Raw genomic sequence first — 19507 nt, forward strand, 5'->3', positions numbered from 1 at the left:
CAGTGGTGGCGTAGCGGGCCGCCTGATTGAGGTCGTGGAGGACGGCGACGCCCCCCCACGCCCTGTTCGTGGGCCAGGGCCCGGGCCGAGGTGGGCTTGTTGACGCCAAAGAATCCATCTGCCACAGGGGCAGATCCCGCAGGGCGATCTCATGGGCGATGAAGGTCAGAAAACCCCTGATTTATTGAGATCCCCTTTCGGGACCGTTTTTGTTTATGATGGGTGACACTCTCTGTGCCACCCGATTTTTTTGGAGACTCATCCGTCGATGAAGCGCGCCCCCCTTACCTCTGTCGTACCCTGGATCCTGTCACTGCTCAAACCCTACCGGGGGCGGGTGATTGCCGCCTGTGTGGCGCTGGCGGTGGGTTCCCTCAGTTGGCTGGCTCTGGGCCAGGGGGGCAAGATGCTGGTGGATGAGGGGTTTTTGTCGGACAACAGCCAACGCCTAAATCAGATCATGTTGCTGGTGTTGGGGATCAATCTGCTGGGGGCGCTGGCGGCCTTTTGCCGTTTCTACCTGATGTCCTGGCTGGGGGAGCGGGTCAGTGCCGATATCCGCCGAACCGTCTACAACCACCTGTTGACCCTTTCCCCCGGATTTTACGAGACCACCCGTACCGGTGAGGTGATCTCCCGTTTTACCAGTGATACCACGGTGATCCAGACCGTGGTGGGAATGAGCCTCTCCATGGCGCTGCGTTCCAGTGTCACCCTGGTGGGGGGGCTGTTGATGATGCTGGTGACCAGCCCGATGATGACTCTGTATACCGCAGTCGCAGTGCCCCTGGTGCTGGTGCCCATTCGTGTGCTGGGCGCCAAGGTGAGACTTTACGCCAAGGCCAGCCAGGACAGGGTGGCGGACATCGGTGCCTATGTGGATGAAACCCTTCATGAGATCCACACGGTGCAATCCTACACCCATGAAACGGTGGACAGGGGCAACTTCAATGATCGGGTGGAAGCGGTGATCGAGGCCGCCGCCAATAGGATTCGTCATCGGGGCCTGCTGATCGCCCTGGTGATGGGGCTCAGCGTTGGCGCCATCACCCTGGTGGCCTGGTTGGGGGCTCTGGAAGTGCTGAGTGGTGGCATGAGTGCTGGTGAATTGACCGCGTTTCTCTTCTATGCGGTGATGGTCGCCGGTGCAGTGGCCACCGTCTCCGAGGTCATCGGTGAGGTGCAGCGGGCCGCCGGGGCCACCGAACGCCTGTTGGAACTGCTCAGTACCCAGCCGGAGATTCGGGCCCCGGAGTCGCCCCTGGCTTTGCCTGAGCCTGTGTGCGGCGAGCTGACTCTGGATAACCTCTCTTTTGCCTACCCCAGTGCCCCGGATAAGGCGGTGCTCGAACAGCTGAATCTGACCCTCAAACCCGGTGAGCGGGTAGCACTGGTGGGACCCAGTGGTGCCGGCAAATCCACCCTGTTTCAGCTGCTGCAACAGTTCTACCTGCCCAATCAGGGCAGGGTGCTGCTTGATGGCGTAGACCTGACCTCACTGGATCCTCAGGATATTCGCCGTCAGTTTGCCCTGGTGCCCCAGGAGTCGGTGATCTTTGCCAGCAGCGCCTTGGAGAATGTGCGTTATGGCCGGCCTGACGCCACTCTGGAGGAGGTCAAGGGCGCCTGTCGCGCTGCCCGGGCCCATGAATTCATTGAAGCCCTGCCTCAGGGGTATGACACCAACCTGGGAGAGCGCGGCGTGCGCCTCTCCGGCGGTCAGAAACAGCGGATCGCCATCGCCCGGGCATTGCTGGCCGACAGGCCGGTATTGCTGCTGGATGAGGCCACCAGTGCCCTGGATGCCGCCAGTGAACAACTGGTGAAGCTGGCCCTGGACGAGCTGATGCGGGGCAAGACTACGGTGATCATCGCCCATCGCCTGGCCACCGTGGTCAATGCGGACCGTATCGTGGTGATGGAGCAGGGACGAATCATCGCCGTGGGTACCCATAGCGAACTGGTGGCCAGAAACGCCCTCTATAAGGAGCTGGCGGATCTGCAACTGGTGAGTTAAGTCGTACAATGCAGGCCATTGCCTGCGAATTTTGCCGGCAGCTTGATCCACCGCACCGTCAGCCACCGTCCCGGCGCGGCATAATGGCTCCCTTTGATTGCTACTGAGAGCCACCATGGACAAGCTGCTAGATCGCTTTCTTCACTACGTAACCTTTGATACCCAGGCTGATGCCGAGTCCGACACCCTGCCCAGCACCCCCGGGCAACTGGTGCTGGCCCGAGCCCTGTTTGATGAACTGACCAACCTGGGATTTGAGGATGTCTCTCTGGACGACAACGGCTATGTGATGGCCACCCTGCCGGCCAATACCGAGCGTCAGGTGCCGACCATCGGCTTTATCGCCCACATGGATACTGCCCCCGATGCGTCCGGTAAGGATGTGCGACCGCAGATTATCCCTGACTACGACGGCGGGGTGGTGGTCCTGGGTGAGAAGGGGGAGAAACTGGACCCTGCCCAGTATCCGGCGCTGAACGCTCTGATTGGCAAAACCCTGATCACCACCGATGGCAGCACTCTGTTGGGGGCGGACAACAAGGCTGGCATTGCCGAGATCATCACCGCCATGATGGTGATCAAGGCCAATCCGCAGATCGAGCATGGCCCCATCCGCATCGGCTTTACGCCCGACGAGGAGATCGGTCTGGGCGCCAGCGAATTCGATGTGGCCAAATTCGGTGCCCAGTGGGCCTACACCATCGATGGCGGCCCAGTGGGTGAGCTGGAGTATGAGAACTTCAATGCCGCCAGCGCCACCCTGGTGTTCAGTGGCAACTCGGTGCACCCAGGCAGTGCCAAAGGCAAGCTGGTGAACGCCCTGACACTGGCCACCGGCTTTCATCAGCAGATGCCAGCCAGTGAGACGCCGGAGCACACCGAAGGCTACGAAGGGTTCTATCACCTGGTTGGGATCAAGGGGGGGACCGCCGAGGCCAGCCTGCACTACATCGTCCGGGACTTCTGCCTCGACTCCCTGGCTCGTCGGCGCGCCTACCTGCAGGCTCAGGCCGACGCCTTCACCCGGGCGGGCAACCCCTGTGAATTGCAATGGAGTGATGGCTACCGCAACATGAAAGAGCAGGTGGAGCCTTATCCTCACATCATTGAGCTGGCCAAAGAGGCGATGCAGCAGTGCGGTGTTGAGCCGGACATCAAGCCCATCCGTGGTGGAACCGACGGGGCGGTGCTTTCCTATAAAGGGCTACCCTGTCCTAATATCTTTACTGGAGGCTACAACTTCCACGGAAAGCATGAGTTCATCACCCTGGAGGGGATGGAGCAGGCAGTGGCGGTCATCGTCAGGCTCTGTCAGCTGACGGCGACACGTTAAATCGATGACGGCGGGGCTTGGCCCCGCCATGGAGCACCTATGATTGCGGTGATACTGGAGATCTATCCGACACAATCCGGCAAGGAGGCGTTTACCGCCCTGGCGGAACGGTTACTGGTGATGATCAGTGGTCACCGGGGGCTGGTCTCCATCGAGCGGTTTCAGAGTCTGATGGATGAGCATAAGTTGCTCAGCCTCTCCTTCTGGCTGACCCGGGAAGATGTTCAGCAGTGGCAACGGCACCTGCAACAGGAGCTGTCCGAGGACCCTGCCGCCAAGGCATTGATTCGCCACTATCGCGTGCGCACCGCTTTGGTGGAGCGGGATCATGCCGGCGATCACCGCCAAATTGACGCCTATTTTGACCATCTGGCCTGAAATTCGGTCGCTTTCAACCCTTCCGGTTTGCCTCTGGCGTGTTCAGCCGTTAGCTTGAGGCCAGCATCTGAGGAGGGGCAGCATGTCACAGCAGGGATTTCAGCACGAGTATCGGCGCGGGATCGCAACGGGTTATTCCGGTTACCTTCACGCCGGTGCCGTGCTGGTCATCGGAGTGGTCGCCCTAGGCTACAGCGCCATTCAGCTCCAATCCCCCTCTCTCTGGCAGTGGCTGACGCTGCCGGCAGCCCTGGTAACCGGTAATCTGCTTGAGTATGGGGCTCATCGTTGGCTGGGGCACCGCCGGACCCGGTTGCTGCCGCTGTTCTATCAGCGCCACAGTGGCGATCATCATAGGTTTTTTACCCATTTGGATATGCTTTGGCAGAGCCACCGCGACTGGCGGGTGGTGCTGTTTCCCCTCTATCTAATCCTGTTGGTGATCCTGGCCAATGGCGCATTGGGGTGGGGTTTGGCTCAGTTGTTTTCAGCGAACCTGGGGTGGTTGTGGTTGATGGGCACGGTGTTCGCCTATCTGCTCTATGAGATCTGTCACTTCACCTGGCACCTTCCCGCGGATCACCCGCTGTTTCGCATTGGTGCGCTGGACGCCATGAGGGAGCGGCACAGGTTGCATCACCACCCTAAATGGATGAATCGCATCAACTTCAATATTACCTGGCCGTTGACCGACTGGCTGCTGGGTACCGACTCTCCCCGTGAGCCCGGGGGGCAAACGTCATCAAAAGAGTAAGGAGTACTCATGTCAGAAACGGATCTGCACGCCCAGGGCGGCTTTACTGAAAAAGAGGACAGCGCTAAAACCCATGGGCTTATCGCCTATGGGTTAATGTTGGCCGGCGCCTTTACCGGAATACTGTGGTTGGTGGGGGCCATCTGGGCCATGCTCAAGCGGGCGGACGCCCGGGGTACCCGATTTGAGGATCATTACCAGAATATGGTGACCACCTTCTGGTGGGGACTGGGGCTGGCCCTGTTGGGGGTGGTGCTGATCCCCTTTGGGCTGGGATTGCTGGTGCTGTTTGCCATGGGCCTGTGGACCCTGTACCGACTGATAAAGGGGCTGATCCGCCTGATGGACAACCGCAGTTTTCAGGACTAAAGCAAGACTCGGTGAGGTCAGCGGCCTGCTTGGGTCCCCGGCATGGCCGCCTGTCTTACGGCTTCATCTCCTCGATCAGCAACTTGGTGAGTCTGTCTGAGGTCAGAGGGCGGCTGAACAGGAACCCCTGCGCCAGCAAACAGCCGCTGTCACTGAGGAAGCTCGCCTGGGCCGGGCTCTCCACCCCTTCGGCGATCACTGTCAGGGAGAGTGAGTGGCCCATGGAGATGATCGCTTCAACGATGCCGCGGCTGTCCTGATCGCCCGGAACGCCATTGACGAAGCTGCGGTCAATCTTCAGGGTATTGAGGGGCAGTCGCTTGAGGTAGCTCAGGGAGGAGTAGCCGGTGCCAAAGTCATCGATGGAGATATGGATCCCCATGTTCCTCAGCTGTCGCAGTCGACGAATAGACTCCTCCGGATTCTGAATCATAAAGCTCTCTGTCACCTCCAGCTCCAGCGCCGAGGCGGGCATGCCGCTGTCCAACAGGACCTGACTCACCTCGCTGACAAAGTTGCCTTTCAGCAGCTGAGGCCCGGTGATGTTAACGGCAATCCGCCCGAAGCTCAGCCCTTGTGCAAGCCAGCTGGCCCCCTGATGGCAGGCTTGCCTCAGAACCCACAGGCCCACTTCGTCGATGAGGCCGACCCGTTCCGCCGCGGGAATGAACCGGGAGGGGGAGACGTTGCCCAACTCTTCGGAGTGCCAGCGGAGCAAGGCTTCCAGTCCCACCAGAGCGCCGTTGTTGAGGTCGACCTGAGGCTGATAGACCAGGTAGAATTCCTCCCGCTCCAAGGCGGAGTGCAGGGCACTCTGCACCTTAAGGTGCTCCATGGACTCTTCGGTCAAGGTGTGGGTATAGAAGGCAAAGCTGTTTCGCCCCTGCTGCTTGGCCCGGTACATGGCGGTGTCGGCATTGCGGAGCAGGGTATCTCTGCTGCTGCCATCCTCGGGATAGAGGGCGATGCCCATGCTGCCGGTGAGCTTCAACTGCTCTCCGGTGCTGAGGGCTACAGGTTGTTGGAAAAGGCTCATCAGGCCACTGGCGATGTTGGTGGCGGCGGTGGCCCCGCCGACTTCGGGAAGCAGAATGACAAACTCATCACCGCCGATCCGGGCCACGGTGTCAGAGCTTCGCAATTGGCCTTTGAGGCGCTGGGCAATCTCACACAACACCTCGTCCCCCACCAGGTGGCCGCGGCTGTCGTTGATCAGCTTGAAGTGATCCACATCGATAAACACGACCGCAAGTTCACTCTGGTTGCGGTTCGCGCGAAGTATCTCCTGGTCCAGTTGGCTGTGGACACGCACCCGGTTTGGCAAGCCGGTGAGCGGATCATGGTAGGCCATGTGGGCCAGTCGCTCTTCGGTCTGTTTCTGCAGAGAGATGTCGGAAAAAAGGGCCACCAGATACCGTATCCCTCCTTCATCATCATACACCGCCGAGTGGGTAGCCATCTGCGGATAGAGGGTGCCGTCTTTTCGCCGATTCCACACCTCCCCGTGCCAGTGCCCCTGGTCCAGCATGCTTTGCCACATGGACTGATAAAAAGGCTGGTCGTGGCGGCCCGACTTCAGGATCCTGGGGTTATTGGTCAGAGCTTCCTCCCGGCTGTAGCCGGTGATGCGGCAAAAGGCTTCATTGACCTCGATGATGGTGCCCCGGTGATCGGTGATCATCACCCCTTCGGCGGAGTTGGCGAATACCGTGGCTGCCAGGGTCAACTGCTCCTGAAAGGCCCGGCGCTGGGTGACGTTACGGGTCATGCCTATCACCCCCAACAGCTCTCCCTGCTTATCGATAATGGGGCTTTTAATGGTTTCCAGCCAGGTCTGCTGCTCCGGATCTCCAGGGTCGGCACACTCCTCCACCACCATCTGTCGGCATTGCCGAATCGCCTGGTTATCGGCCTCCTCGAACAGGGCTGCCCGCTCCGGCCCGAACAGCTGGGTATCGTTCAGCCCAAGGGGCGAACATTGCCAGTCACGAACCACACTTTGGTTGGCGGCGACGTAGATGCCCCTGGCGTCCTTGATCCAGACATGATCCTCGATGCTGTTGATAAAATCGTTGAGGGTGATGCCTCTGAGTGCCGTGTCCTCTGCCGCCTGAGTATCAGTGCGCTGTTTAAGCTGTCTGGCCAGGTCGTTTTCCATTCGGCCGCAGAGGTTGTCCCTGAGCAGTCGGGCGTCGTCATTCAGTTGAGTCGGGCCATAGAGGCAGACAAGGCCGAACAGCACGCCGTTGGGCCAGAACACCTCTTTCAGGTGCAGCCTGGGATCCTGGGCTGATTTATCCGAGGAGTAGTTGAGGCTGGCGCGAAGCTGCTCTGCCACCGGGGTGAGGATAAAGGCCAGCTGCTGGGGGGAGCAGCGATTGGCGTCGCAGAGCAGAATGGGTTCTGCTCCCTGGTCTACGTGAAGGATGACTCCCCTGGCGCCGGCTGTGTTAGCCAGCAGGACCATAGAGGGGCGCCAGTTCTGGCCCAGATCTGCAAAGACGCTTGTGTCCAGCCACTCTGGATTCAGTACTGCCACTCAGATGCTCCCCTAGGCTCTAACAGGCCAAAACCAATAACGCTAATAATAATAGTGATTTGCCTGACTATCTGGGTGGTCAGGCCGATTTTTGTGCTGGCATTATCTCATTTCGCCTGGCCATTGGGAACCGATGGCTTGCACCGGGATAAAGGGTGTGCGAGGGCGCGATGCATCAGCTGAGAGGGAAGCCGTCCGCAGAGACCGGCGGACCTTGGGATTGCGTGCCTGTGAGGGGGGCTTCAAGGCACTCGCTTTTGCCTGGAGGTCAAGCGGATTCGCGACGTGCTATCCCAGTTCTTTTTTCAGGAAGAAGCTGATGTAGCCGGGAGGCATGTCCTCCAGCTTGGCGAAGACCTCGTAGCTGTGCTGCTGGTAGAACTCCAGGGCGAGGTAGTTGGTGGTCTTGATGAAGATGCCATGGGCACCCTTGGCATGGGCGTAGCCTTCCAGCTGATTCAGCAAACGGGTGCCGGCACCGCAGCGTCGTTTGTCCTCATCCACCCAGATGCCATCCACATGGAGCCAGCCCAACTTCACTTCTCCAGCGATACCACCGACAATTCTGCCCTCTTCATCCTTGATGAAGCAGGCAACAGTCTCATGTTGCATGGAGCCTGCAACGGCATCGTTGAATCCGATCAGCCCCTGTTTCAGGACCTGTACTTCGCTCTGGTCCGGCGGGGAGACAGGCGTCAGCTGTAAACTGTCCATGTTATTGATCTCTTGGGCTGGGTGACGGCACTAAGGTACTGTCCACTCGGGCCAGATGCAACTTCCGCCGAAACCAAACCCTAAAATTGCTCGGAAAATTCGAGCTTCATTGAGGCCAGCTTCCAGTGGCCGTCCCCCTGACGGCACCAGTGTTCGGCCAGGATCTTGCCCCGGCCGATGCTCATCTGCCACTGGCCGCACAACCGGACCTCATCATCACTGATGAGGGTGACCTGGGTGTTTCTGTAGACCAGATCGTTGGCTCCGGACTGGAGCATTGCCTGCCAGAAATCATGAATCTGCTGCTGGCCGGTGTACTGCCCCATGGGGGTCACATCAAGAGTCGCGCCATCGGCGAAGCTGGCGACGCAATAATCGAGATTGCCGTGGTTAAACTGATTGATCCAGTTCTGGCTGGCCTTGAGGGCGTTAATCAGGGTGTGATGATGCATAAGCGCCTCCGGATAGTCAGGCCTGATGAGAAAAGCATAACACCGGAAGGGCGGGGGTGCAGGGCGACAGGGGTCGCCCTGAGGCAGAAGCGTTAGGCGTAGAGCCCCAGATTCTCTTTGGCGAAGGCTTCGAATTCGGTACAGCCGCCAACATGCTCCTGGTCGATGAAGATCTGAGGCACGGTGGCAACGGGCGCGCCAACGGTTTTTTCCAGGTCCTGCTTGCTGATCCCTTCGGCGTGCATATCCACGTAGCGGAACTTGAAGTCCTCGCGGGATTCGGTCAGGGTCTCGGCGATCTGCTTGGCGCGAACACAGTAGGGGCAGCCGGGACGGCCAAAGATAACTACAAACATGGGACTCTCCTTTAAAACGATGGGGTATTTATACCACAGACGACGGAATCTCCTAAATGGGGCAGGATCCCAGCATGAAGATGTTTTTCTATATATTATAAGTGTTTACATTATGTTAATCGGTATGCCTAATAGGCACTATCGGCTTTTCGGTAGCGCCCCTGATAGTCGAACAGGGTTTCGATCACCTTCCAGCCATATTTTTCCTTGCGGGCAATAACAAAATCCGGGTGGCGGAACAGCGGTGCGGCGGCCACCACCGCATCGACATCCGGCAATCGCAAGGGCGCTCCGGGGGAACGGAGGTGCATCCTGGCAAAGTGGTGGTAGAAAGCGCCTTTTTGACCCGGGGTGGTGAAGCCGAAGATCTGCTGCAGCTCCACACCATCTTCGTCGTGCCAGGTGACTTTGATGCCCGCTTGACCGGATTTCAGCGTGTGGGGGCTCAGGGAGAGGCCGGCACAGCGTAGCACCAGGTAGTCTTTGAGTTTGAGTACCTCCTTGAGGCGCTTATCCGGATCCACCAGGGCCTTGTCACAGGCCTGACAGTGACGGGCGGCAATGTCGTTCTCCGCCATGCAGTCGGGACACTCCTTGAAGCGGAATCGAAAATCACACTGTTGCTGCTCCTCATTCAGTGACTGGCATCGGCGGCCGTAATGCTCCAGCAGCAGACCATTGTCATCGTGCTTGCCCCAGAAGTGGTTTTCGTGGCCGCACTTGGGGCAGGGCACTATGGCCACCTGGGCATCGGCTTTTGGCTTGGGCTCCCCCACCTCAGGGGAAAACAACGAGTAGCCGTTGCCGGCGAAGTCCAGCACCAGGCACTCCTGTTTCCCTTCGGCCAGACGCAGGCCCCGTCCCACCATCTGCTGATAGAGGGCGACGGAGTCGGTACGGCGCAAGATGGCGATGAGATCGATATGGGGAGCGTCAAAGCCGGTGGTCAGCACAGACACATTCACCAGATACTTGAGCTTTCTGGCCTTGAACTCCCGAATGATGGTCTCGCGTTGTGACGCCGCGGTCTCCCCGGTGATCAGCGCCGCCTCGCCCTGGGGAAGTTTCGATAAGACCTCCTGGCCATGGCGCACGGTGGCGGCAAACACCAGCACGCCCTGGTGGTGCTGCCCCAGTTTGCTGAGTTGGTCGCAGATCAGTGAGGTGGCTCGTCCCTGATTGATCAGCATGGTGTCCGCCTGGGCGTCGTCGGAGGGGAGCAATAGGGACGCCACTGCGCCATCGATGACCCGGGCGGGCGTCAGGTACCCCTGCTTGATCAACTGACCAATGGGGAGTTCAAACACACAGGTCTCGAAGGGCTTGGGCTCCGTGCTTCTCAGGGTCCCGTTGATGTGCTTCTGATAGACCCAGCCACCGTCGAGGCGATAGGGCGTCGCGGTCAGCCCCAGGAGTTTCACCTCTGGATTGGCTTTTTGCAGCGCCTGAATCACCCGGCTGTACTGGCTCTCTCCTTTGAGGCTGACCCTGTGGCATTCGTCGATGATCGCCATGGAGAAGGATTGCGCCATCGTCTGGTCTGACGCGGCAAGGGACTGGATGGAGGCAAACACCACTTTGCCACTGGCCCGTTTCTGACCCAGGCCGGCAGAGTAGATGTCAGCCTGGTGGCCCATGGCGACCAATTTACTGTGGTTTTGCTCCACCAGTTCCTGAACATGGGTGAGCACCAGCACCCTCCCTCTGGCCAGCCGGGCCAGTTCGGCGATGATGACACTTTTTCCCGCTCCTGTGGGCAGAGCCAGCAGGGCAGGGGATGGGTGTTGCCTGAAGTGTTGGATGACAGCCTTGACCGCATCCTGCTGATAGGGACGAAGTTGCATGAATGATGGGAGTGATGGTAATTAGGGGCATCCTAGCCCGGCTCAGCCCTGTGCTCAAGCTGGCTGGCGGATGAGGGAGTCATTGCGGGGATCCGGCTTCGGGTTAACCGGGATGAGATCGCATTTTTAGTGAGCGGTGTTCGAAAGAGGTTCGCCCACGGTTCTGGTTGCCCTATGATGCTAAGGTTCTCAATATGTGAACACCTTGGTTAAATGCCAGCCACAAAAAGTTGGATAATTACATAAATTTGAGTCCTGACTTACATCTCCTGTTGTCAGTTTGTGTGGGCTGCCGGCTTTTTGCTTGGTGGATCACAATTTTTCGTTAGCATGGGCTAAGCGGTTTTACTCCGGGGGGCGGCATCTGTGCAAAAGTTTCAATGGCTGAACCGCTGGTTGGGTGTGGATTCACTGACCAAGCGGCACAGCTATCTGCTGTTATCCGCCTGCTTTATTCTGTTCGGGGCTGCGGTAGCCCTGCTCTCCTCCTTCATCCATTACCGGATGCAGTCCACCAGCATCGAGGCCTCCATTCATCAGAGGTTCAATCAGCTCAGGGAGCAGAAGCTGGAGATGCTGGAGGGGCGTGTTCAGGAATTGAACGGGTTGGTCCTGGCCCTGGCGGAGAATCCGCTGATGACCGAGTATCTGGTGGCCCCCAGCCCGGAACGCCTGGAGGCTCTGCAGTATCTCTTCAGCCTGGTTGCGCGCTCTCACGGGGAATTGATGCAAGTGCGTTTCCTGGACCGGTCCGGCATGGAGAGGGTTCGGGTAGACAGGGCTCGGGGGGCTGTTGAGCCTCGGGTGATAACCGACGCCCTGTTGCAGGACAAGAGTCACAGATACTACTTTAAGGAAACTCAGGATCTGGCGGCTCAGCAGTTCTGGCACTCAAGACTGGACCTGAATCGGGAGCGCGGACGGCTCGAGCGGCCCATTCGCCCCACCCTGAGGGTGGCCACCCCGGTCTACCTGGGGAACTACTTTGCTGGCATCGTCATTCTCAATACTGAGGCTCAGGCAACCCTGGACTCCCTGAGTCGGGCTCCGGAGTTTGATGTCTATCTGGTGGATGGGGATGGTGAGGTGCTGGTGAACCCCAACCCCAAGCTATCCTGGAGCCGGTATCTGGATAACCGGCCCTCCATCAGGGAGCTGATACCCGAACGGTGGGAAACCGCCGAAGGACTGTATCGATTCAGCCTCGATGCGCTGATTCAAAACGGGGAGTCTTTGGAGCTGGTGGTGGTTCCCAAGGAGGAGGCACTCAGCGAACTGATGCACGCCAATACCCTGGCGGCGCTGCTGATCGCCGCCAGCGTGATTCTCATCTCCTTCCCCCTTGCCTGGTTGGCTGCGGTCATTCCCGCCGGGCTGCAGCAACGGCTGCAGGATGCCCTGGCGAAACTGCGAAGCAGCACTGAAACTCTGGATACCCATGTGATCTCCAGCAGTACCGACAGTGCCGGGCGCATTACCCACGTGAGCGGAGCCCTGTGTCAGGTGTCGGGTTACAAATCCTGGGAACTGCTTGGGCGCACCCATGAGTTGCTTCGTCATCCTGATGCCCAGCAGAGTCTCTATGACGAGATTCGCGCTGTGGTGACCCGGGGGGGAAGTTGGCGCGGTGAGCTGATGCAGCTGAGTCGTCAGGGAGAGACCTACTGGGTCAATACGGTGATCACCCCGGACCTTGACAAGGAGGGGGCCGTGTCCGGTTACACCGAGGTGTCTGTGGATGTGACCGACCGTAAGGCTCTGGAGAAGATGTCGGTTACCGACGAGCTCACCAATGTGGCCAACCGTCGTCGCCTGGATCAACTGCTGGAAGAGGAGATGGAGCGTTACCAGAGATACCGTCAGTTTTTCTCCGTGATTCTGCTGGATTTGGACAGGTTCAAGACGATCAACGACACCGAGGGCCATCAGGCCGGCGATGCGGTACTGGCTCAGGTGGCTCAGTGCCTCAAGCAGAACCTGCGTAAGGTGGATCACCTGGGGCGCTGGGGAGGCGAGGAGTTTCTGGTGATCTGTTCAGGTACCGAGGAGCCTGGAGCCGCGCAACTGGCGGAGAAGCTCAGGGATAAGGTGGCCGAGCTTCCTCAGCCTGTGGGGCGCAGTGTGACCGTGAGCCTGGGGGTGGCCCAGGCGAGACCGGGAGAGAAGCTCAATCAGCTGATCAGTCGGGTGGACGCGGCGCTGTACCGCTCCAAACACGATGGAAGGAACAGGGTGACTCGCTCTCAGGGGCAGTTTGAAGCGGATTCTCAGACTCTGGGATAAGTGTTCTATCTCACAGACATCCTGGGGCTAAACCGCTAAGGTGAAGCGGTTTTTCCCAGGAGGCAGATGTGATTAATCTGATTATCGGCATCGTCGCGGTCGCGGCTTTGGTGCTCGTGTTGCTAAAGTTAAGGCCCAAACCTCAGCCTGCCCCTGTGGTGATCGTGCCCGATAAGGCGAGCAAGCGGGACCGGCCTTGTCCCAGGTGTCAGTACACCCTGGGGTACAAGCCTGCCCCGTGCAGAAAGTGCCGTATCTACCCCCAGCCAGACCAAGCCTGATTACGCCAGATGCCTGTCGGACCCGCTCAGGCAAACCCGGTCTCCACGGCGACCATCGGCAGCCCGGCAGCAACCGGGTCTGGGCCCCTCGCCGTGCACCCCTCATGACTGCCCATCTCCTCTGCTGCATTAAGGCGTGGCGAAAGTCGCCGGTACGGTCCCGCCGACACGGACGCACTCCGGCATCAGAAAGGTCTTAATAGCACCAAACACAGTGATTCCAGCGTGGGAGGGCAGGCTCCTGGCTACGCCATCTTTGAAACGCGTTGGTGACCATTGGCGGAGTGTTGCTTTGCCTGGCCAAAAAAAGACCCCGCCAGGCGGGGTCGGAAGGTCACAAAACAGAGTGTGAAATGGGGTTAACCCTCATTGCGGTTGAGACGGGTCTCGATCAGATCGTCGATCACCGTTGGATCCGCCAGGGTAGAAGCATCCCCCAGGGCACCCACTTCATTGGCGGCAATCTTGCGCAGGAAGCGGCGCATGATCTTGCCGGATCGGGTCTTTGGCAGGCCCGGGGCCCATTGAATCAGGTCCGGGGTTGCCAGGGCACCAATCTCGGAGCGCACCCACTGACGCAGAGTCTGGCGCAGGGCCTCGGTCTCCTCGGTACCCTTGGTCAGGGTGACGTAAGCGTAGATCCCCTGACCCTTGATGTCGTGGGGATAGCCCACTACCGCAGCTTCGGCCACCTCGGGGTGTGCCACCAGGGCACTCTCGATCTCGGCGGTGCCCAATCGGTGACCGGACACATTAATCACATCGTCCACCCGGCCGGTGATCCAGTAGTAGCCATCTTCGTCACGGCGGGCACCGTCGCCGGTGAAGTACATGCCTCGGAAGGTCTTGAAGTAGGTGAGCACAAAGCGGTCGTGATCGCCGTAGACGCTGCGCATCTGGCCTGGCCAGGAGTCCAGCAGTACCAGGTTACCCTCGCCGGGGCCGTCGATCAGGTTGCCCATGTTGTCCACCAGCGCCGGTTGCACCCCGAAGAAGGGGCGGGTGGCACTGCCGGGCTTCAGGTCGGTGGCGCCGGGCAGCGGCGTGATGAGGATGCCGCCGGTCTCGGTCTGCCACCAGGTGTCGACAATGGGGTTGCGCTCCTTGCCGATGACGTCGTAATACCAGCGCCAGGCTTCTGGGTTGATGGGTTCGCCCACCGATCCGAGGATGCGCAGGCTGCTGCCGTCGAAATCTTGGAAGTGTTCCTCACCCTCGGCCATCAGGGCCCGGATCAGGGTGGGGGCGGTGTAGCAGATGTTCACCTTATGGCGGTCAATGATCTCTCCCATGCGCTTGGGCGTGGGCCAGTTGGGCACCCCTTCATGCATCAGCAGGGTGGCACCGTTGGCCAGGGGACCATAGACCATATAGGAGTGGCCGGTGATCCAGCCCACATCGGCGGTACACCAGTAGATCTCACCTTCTCGGTAGTCGAACACATACTCGTGGGTCATGGAGGCGTACACCATGTAACCGCCTGTGGTGTGCAGCACACCCTTGGGGGTACCGGTGGAGCCGGAGGTGTAGAGGATAAACAGCGGATCCTCTGCATTCATCTCAGTGGCTTCGCAGTAGGGGGAACTGACCGACATCAGATCGTGCCACCAGATGTCACGATTCTCCTGCCACTGGATCTCACCGCCGGTGCGCTGCAGGACGATCACCCGCTCTACGGTGGTGACGTCCGGATTCTCCAGGGCGGCGTCGACGTTACCCTTCAGAGGAATGACGCGACCGCCGCGGACGCCTTGATCGGCGGTGATCACCACCTTGGATTTGCCGTCGATGATGCGGCTGGCGATGGAGTCGGGCGAGAAGCCACCGAAGATCACCGAATGGATGGCACCGATGCGGGCACAGGCCAGCATGGCCACCGCGGCTTCGGGTACCATGGGCATATAGATGGTGACCACGTCACCCCGTTGCACGCCCTGGCCGCGCAGAGCATTGGCAAAGGCGCACACCTTCTCATGCAGTTGGCGGTAGGTCAGGGTCAACTGGTCTTTGTCGTCGTCCCCTTCCCAGATGATGGCTGGCTGGTCGCCGCGGGTGTCCAGGTGGCGGTCCAGGCAGTTGTAGGAGGCGTTCAGGGTGCCATCATAGAACCACTTGATGTAGAGGTTGTGGTCGTCGAAGGAGACCTTGCGGATCTTGGTGTAGTCCTTGAACCAGGTAATGCGCTGGCCATGCTCACGCCAGAACCCTTCAGGGTTCACTACGGACTCCTGGTACATGCGACGGTACTGTTCGTCATTGAGTTTCGCCGAGGCGGCGAGTTCGGCATTCACCGGATAGAGAGACTGCGTGCTCATCGAGGAATCCTTCTCTTTATTCAAAATGATGTCTACCCGGTAGAGTCTTGCAACTCACTACCGGAGCAACCATTAGACATTGGTCTAGCGTGCTTTTAACCATAGCAGTGGCTGACCGAAGGCGGGGTGAGCTGCCTTTGCCAGCCACAACCGCATGCTGAGTTAAGTGCATGATAAATTGAAGGTTTATATTTTGGTGGTCAGGGGTGGTTCACGGGATTTCCCGCCGGGCCGGCGATGACGGCCAACGGCTGGACAGGACCGACCACTTAGGGCGCAGAGAGGTATGGGGACCCGAAAGCCCTTCAGTGGCGGGGAGATCGGCATCAGGGTCGTCTGTCTGGCTAACGGGGGGGGGGTCTCAGCGCAAGGGAAAATTGTGATTTCAGCCGGGTTGCTGGCATCATAAGGGCATAATTACTAAACAGTTACGCCTATGTCACCCACGCTGCTTATCGGGGTTGCCGCCCTCTGTTACCTGAGCCTGCTTTTCCTGATCGCCTGGGGAGGGGATCGCTACATCCGTCAGATCCCCAGCCGGGTAAAACGTTGGATCTATGGCCTCTCCCTGGCGGTTTATTGTTCCAGCTGGAGCTTCCTGGGCACCGTGGGCCAGGCCACCACGGATCCCTGGGGCTTCATTCCCATCTATATCGGCCCCATCCTTCTGTTTACCGTGGGCTTCGGGGTGATACGCAAGCTGGTGACCGTCTCCAAGCAGCAGAACATCACTTCGGTGGCGGATTTCATCGCCGCCCGCTACGGCAAATCCCAGCTGTTGGCGGCGCTGGTGACCCTGATTGCGGTGTTCGGTGCTATGCCCTATATCGCCCTGCAGCTTAAGGCCATGGTGCTCAGCTTCAGCCTGTTCCAGCCCAGGACCACCGCCCTGGAGGGGGACATTCTGGCGCTGCTGATCTCCGCCTGTCTGGCGGTGTTCGCCATCTTGTTTGGCACCCGCAAACTGGATGCCACCGAGCACAACCCGGGCCTGATGCTGGCCATCGCCTTCGAATCCCTGGTGAAGCTGGCGGCTTTTGTCGGGGTGGGGCTGCTGGTGGTGTTTGGTCTGTTTGACGGACTTGGGGATCTCATTGCCCAATCCCGGGCTCAAGGGGTGATCAGCGGCGACAGCCACGCATTGCAGCTGGAGAAACTGATGCCGGAGACCCTGCTGTCCATGGCGGCATTCCTCTGTTTACCCAGAATGTTCCATGTGATGGTGGTGGAGTGTGATCACCCTAGGGCCGTCGACCAGACTCGCTGGCTTTTCCCATTGTATCTGTTGGCATTTGGTATCTTCGTGGTGCCTCTGGCCCTGGCGGGCACCCTGCTGCTGCCGGCCAGCGTGGCACCGGATACCATGGTGATCAGCCTGCCCCTGGCGACCGGTCATTTCTGGACCTCGGTGATCGCCTTGCTGGGAACCATCTCTGCCGCCACCGGCATGGTGATCGTGGCGGTGGTGACCATCTCCATCATGGTGTCCAACGAGTGGCTGGTGCCACTGTTGCTGCGCTCCGGCAAGATCCGCAGCCAGAACTTCTCCCAGTTTTCCACCCTGCTGCTCAATGCCCGTCGCATCACCATTATCCTGCTGGTGCTGGCGGGGCTGGTGGCCTATCAGACCATAACCTCTCAGGAGTCACTGGCCAGGCTGGGGATGCTGGCGTTTGGTGCCTTCGCCCAATTGGCTCCCGGCCTGATTGGTGGCCTCTACTGGAAAGGGGGCAATCGCAGTGGGGTGCTCAGTGGCTTGGCGGTGGGTTTCATATTGTGGTTCTCTGTGGTGTTGCAGCCTGAACTGGCCCACCAATCCAGCCTGTTCGGGGTCAACAAAGGGGTGGTGGATCTGTTCCTGGCCCTGCTGGCCAATGCCCTGTTTTACATTGTCGGTTCCCTGCTATTCCGCGCCGGGGTGGCGGAGCGGATTCAGACCAGCGCCTTTGTGCAGCTGCCGGAGGAGCGCCGGATCAACACCAAGCTGCTGGGGGTGGTCACCCAGCATGACCTGCTGCTGCTGGCGTCCCGATTTGTCGGCCCCACCCGGGCCTATCAGAGCTTTTCCGAGTTCAGCCCGGGATCGGTGGACTCCCGCTCCTGGGGGCGCAGTGCCCCGGTGGAGCTGATTGCCCATACCGAGCGCCTGCTTTCCAGTGTGCTGGGGGCATCCTCTGCGGACCTGGTGATGGACTCGGTCTTGCGGGGGCGGGATCTGGCCCTGGACGAGGTGTTCTCCCTGATGGATGAGGCCTCCGCCAAGATCCTGCTGTCACAGGATATGCTTCGCGGAGCGATCGAGCACGCCTACGAGGGGATGAGCGTGGTGGACCAGGAGCTGAAACTGGTGGCCTGGAACAACCGCTATCAGGAACTGTATCACTACCCTGATGGCTTCCTGCAGTTGGGGATGCCGGTGGAGCAGATCATCCGTTTTAACGCCGAGCGTGGCTATTGCGGCCCGGGCGAGATTGAGGACCATGTGGCCCGGCGGGTCTATTTCATGCGCCAGGGCAGTGCCCACAGCTCCGAGCGTCGCCGCGATGATGGCCGGGTGATCAGCGTCCGGGGCAATCCCATGCCCGGTGGCGGCTTCGTGATGACCTTTACCGACATCACCGAGTTTCGGCAGCAGGAAGCGGCGCTGCAGAACATCAACGCCACCCTGGAGGCCAGGGTGGAGGAGCGTACCCGTGAGCTGGAAGCGCTGAACCAGAAGCTGGTGGTGGCCAAAGAGGCGGAGGAGGAGGCCAATCAGAGCAAGAGCCGCTTCCTGGCCGCCATTGGCCATGATCTGATGCAGCCTCTGAATGCCGCCAGGTTGTTTACCGCAGCCCTGGCCCAGCATCAGAAGCTGGACGAGGAGCTTACCGCCACCGTAGAGAACATTACCGGCTCACTGCATACCGCCGGGGACCTGCTGGCGGATCTGTTGGACATCTCCAAACTGGAGTCCGGTACCATGGAGGTCAATCGTTCCGACGTCAATGTGATGGACATCCTCGAGCCCCTGGTGACTGAGTTTTCCGCCCTGGCTCAGAGCAACGGTCAGCGCTTCAGCGCCCACCTGCGTTCGGCCACCATCAATACCGATCCCAATTTGATGCGCCGTATCGTGCAGAATTTCCTCACCAATGCACTGAAATACGCTCCCAGGGGACGGGTGGTCATGGGAACAAGGATCCATCGCGGCCGGTTGGAGATTCAGGTGTGGGACAACGGTTGTGGCATCGCCGAGGACAAGTTGGGTGAGATCTTCTACGAGTTTAAGCAGCTGAATCTGCACGCCAGGGTTGGCGGCATCGGCCTGGGACTGGCCATTGTGGATCGCATCAGCAAGGTGCTGGATCACCAGCTGCATCTGCGCTCCTCTTTGGGGGAGGGATCCATGTTCTCGGTGTCTCTGCCCATCAGTGCTTCTCCGGTGGCCGCCAGACCCAAACCCAAGGCACTGCCTCAATCCCCTCTGAAGGGGGTTAAAGTCCTGTGCATCGACAATGAGGCCACCATCCTGGCGGGCCTGGCCACCCTGTTGCAGCGCTGGCAGTGCGATGTGGCCCTGGCGGAGAGCCTGGAGGATGCGCTGATAGAGATGGGACTCCAGGGGTTCAAACCGGACGTGATGCTGGCGGACTACCACCTGGACGACAACCGAAATGGCCTGGATGCCATGGATGAGATTCGCCGGCGCTACGGAGATCAGGTGCCCGGGGTGCTGATCACCGCCGACACTCGCGAAGAGCTTAAGCAGGAGGTGGCCCAACGAGGGTACAACTACATGGCTAAGATGGTGAAGCCCGCGGCCTTGAGGGCCATGGTGTCCTCGCTGATTGCGAAAAAGGCGGGTGCAGACCATGATTAGATTGGAACAG

At 59.6% G+C, this 19507-nt stretch carries 13 protein-coding genes; 7 read left to right on the plus strand and 6 right to left on the minus strand.

Annotated elements, in window-relative coordinates; all coding sequences use genetic code 11:
- Nucleotides 1-268 precede the first annotated feature (268 nt).
- The 5 genes from G505_RS0102820 to G505_RS0102840 all read left to right on the plus strand — a co-directional run bounded on the left by G505_RS0102820 (nucleotide 269) and on the right by G505_RS0102840 (nucleotide 4851).
- The gene (locus G505_RS0102820; protein WP_028108201.1) at nucleotides 269-2017 is read left to right on the plus strand and encodes an ABC transporter transmembrane domain-containing protein; all 1749 of its coding nucleotides are present in this window, start codon (nucleotides 269-271) and stop codon (nucleotides 2015-2017) included.
- Between the two features lie 115 nt (nucleotides 2018-2132).
- Entirely contained in the window at nucleotides 2133-3350 is a 1218-nt protein-coding gene (gene pepT, locus G505_RS0102825; RefSeq protein ID WP_028108202.1) for a peptidase T, read from the plus strand.
- A gap of 39 nt (nucleotides 3351-3389) precedes the next feature.
- A complete protein-coding gene (locus G505_RS0102830; RefSeq protein ID WP_028108203.1) occupies nucleotides 3390-3728 on the plus strand; it encodes an antibiotic biosynthesis monooxygenase family protein in 339 nt (112 codons plus the stop codon).
- 82 nt (nucleotides 3729-3810) lie between these two features.
- A complete protein-coding gene (locus G505_RS20405) occupies nucleotides 3811-4482 on the plus strand; it encodes a sterol desaturase family protein (protein WP_051215832.1) in 672 nt (223 codons plus the stop codon).
- 9 nt (nucleotides 4483-4491) lie between these two features.
- Nucleotides 4492-4851, plus strand: coding sequence for a DUF4870 family protein (locus G505_RS0102840; RefSeq protein WP_051215833.1), 360 nt, complete (start codon nucleotides 4492-4494; stop codon nucleotides 4849-4851).
- Nucleotides 4852-4906: 55 nt separating this feature from the next.
- On the opposite strand, the gene G505_RS0102845 is transcribed toward G505_RS0102840, so the two are convergent.
- From G505_RS0102845 to radD, 5 genes are all read right to left on the minus strand, one after another.
- The gene (locus tag G505_RS0102845; protein WP_051215834.1) at nucleotides 4907-7390 is read right to left on the minus strand and encodes an EAL domain-containing protein; all 2484 of its coding nucleotides are present in this window, start codon (nucleotides 7388-7390) and stop codon (nucleotides 4907-4909) included.
- A 288-nt stretch (nucleotides 7391-7678) separates the two neighbouring features.
- On the minus strand, nucleotides 7679-8104 hold the full coding sequence (locus tag G505_RS0102850; RefSeq protein ID WP_035385012.1) for a GNAT family N-acetyltransferase: 426 nt from the start codon (nucleotides 8102-8104) through the stop codon (nucleotides 7679-7681).
- Between the two features lie 80 nt (nucleotides 8105-8184).
- Nucleotides 8185-8556, minus strand: a complete 372-nt coding sequence (locus tag G505_RS0102855; RefSeq protein ID WP_028108207.1) for a nuclear transport factor 2 family protein — start codon at nucleotides 8554-8556, stop codon at nucleotides 8185-8187.
- A gap of 92 nt (nucleotides 8557-8648) precedes the next feature.
- A complete protein-coding gene (locus tag G505_RS0102860; protein ID WP_028108208.1) occupies nucleotides 8649-8912 on the minus strand; it encodes a GrxA family glutaredoxin in 264 nt (87 codons plus the stop codon).
- A gap of 128 nt (nucleotides 8913-9040) precedes the next feature.
- Nucleotides 9041-10756: a DNA repair helicase RadD gene (gene radD / locus G505_RS0102865; protein WP_028108209.1), complete on the minus strand. Its 1716-nt coding sequence runs from the start codon at nucleotides 10754-10756 to the stop codon at nucleotides 9041-9043.
- A 366-nt stretch (nucleotides 10757-11122) separates the two neighbouring features.
- Here radD and G505_RS20410 point away from each other — a divergent pair, with 366 nt between their 5' ends.
- On the plus strand, nucleotides 11123-13039 hold the full coding sequence (locus tag G505_RS20410) for a sensor domain-containing diguanylate cyclase (RefSeq protein ID WP_051215835.1): 1917 nt from the start codon (nucleotides 11123-11125) through the stop codon (nucleotides 13037-13039).
- A 640-nt stretch (nucleotides 13040-13679) separates the two neighbouring features.
- On the opposite strand, the gene acs is transcribed toward G505_RS20410, so the two are convergent.
- Nucleotides 13680-15635: an acetate--CoA ligase gene (gene acs, locus G505_RS0102880; RefSeq protein WP_028108211.1), complete on the minus strand. Its 1956-nt coding sequence runs from the start codon at nucleotides 15633-15635 to the stop codon at nucleotides 13680-13682.
- A gap of 436 nt (nucleotides 15636-16071) precedes the next feature.
- Between acs and G505_RS0102885 the strand changes: the two genes are divergently transcribed.
- Nucleotides 16072-19497, plus strand: coding sequence for a PAS domain-containing hybrid sensor histidine kinase/response regulator (locus G505_RS0102885; RefSeq protein ID WP_028108212.1), 3426 nt, complete (start codon nucleotides 16072-16074; stop codon nucleotides 19495-19497).
- Nucleotides 19498-19507 lie beyond the last annotated feature (10 nt).

Origin of the sequence: Ferrimonas futtsuensis DSM 18154 (genome assembly GCF_000422645.1) — a bacterium.
Lineage (GTDB): Bacteria > Pseudomonadota > Gammaproteobacteria > Enterobacterales > Shewanellaceae > Ferrimonas > Ferrimonas futtsuensis.

What these genes read in the sequence shown, in the direction of transcription:
- G505_RS0102855 (WP_028108207.1), bottom strand. Translation starts at nt 8,556, where the DNA reads ATGCATCATCACACCCTGATTAACGCCCTCAAGGCCAGCCAGAACTGG.
- G505_RS0102850 (WP_035385012.1), bottom strand. Translation starts at nt 8,104, where the DNA reads ATGGACAGTTTACAGCTGACGCCTGTCTCCCCGCCGGACCAGAGCGAA.
- G505_RS0102885 (WP_028108212.1), top strand. Translation starts at nt 16,072, where the DNA reads ATGTCACCCACGCTGCTTATCGGGGTTGCCGCCCTCTGTTACCTGAGC.
- G505_RS20405 (WP_051215832.1), top strand. Translation starts at nt 3,811, where the DNA reads ATGTCACAGCAGGGATTTCAGCACGAGTATCGGCGCGGGATCGCAACG.
- acs (WP_028108211.1), bottom strand. Translation starts at nt 15,635, where the DNA reads ATGAGCACGCAGTCTCTCTATCCGGTGAATGCCGAACTCGCCGCCTCG.
- G505_RS0102860 (WP_028108208.1), bottom strand. Translation starts at nt 8,912, where the DNA reads ATGTTTGTAGTTATCTTTGGCCGTCCCGGCTGCCCCTACTGTGTTCGC.
- G505_RS0102830 (WP_028108203.1), top strand. Translation starts at nt 3,390, where the DNA reads ATGATTGCGGTGATACTGGAGATCTATCCGACACAATCCGGCAAGGAG.
- G505_RS0102820 (WP_028108201.1), top strand. Translation starts at nt 269, where the DNA reads ATGAAGCGCGCCCCCCTTACCTCTGTCGTACCCTGGATCCTGTCACTG.
- pepT (WP_028108202.1), top strand. Translation starts at nt 2,133, where the DNA reads ATGGACAAGCTGCTAGATCGCTTTCTTCACTACGTAACCTTTGATACC.
- radD (WP_028108209.1), bottom strand. Translation starts at nt 10,756, where the DNA reads ATGCAACTTCGTCCCTATCAGCAGGATGCGGTCAAGGCTGTCATCCAA.
- G505_RS0102840 (WP_051215833.1), top strand. Translation starts at nt 4,492, where the DNA reads ATGTCAGAAACGGATCTGCACGCCCAGGGCGGCTTTACTGAAAAAGAG.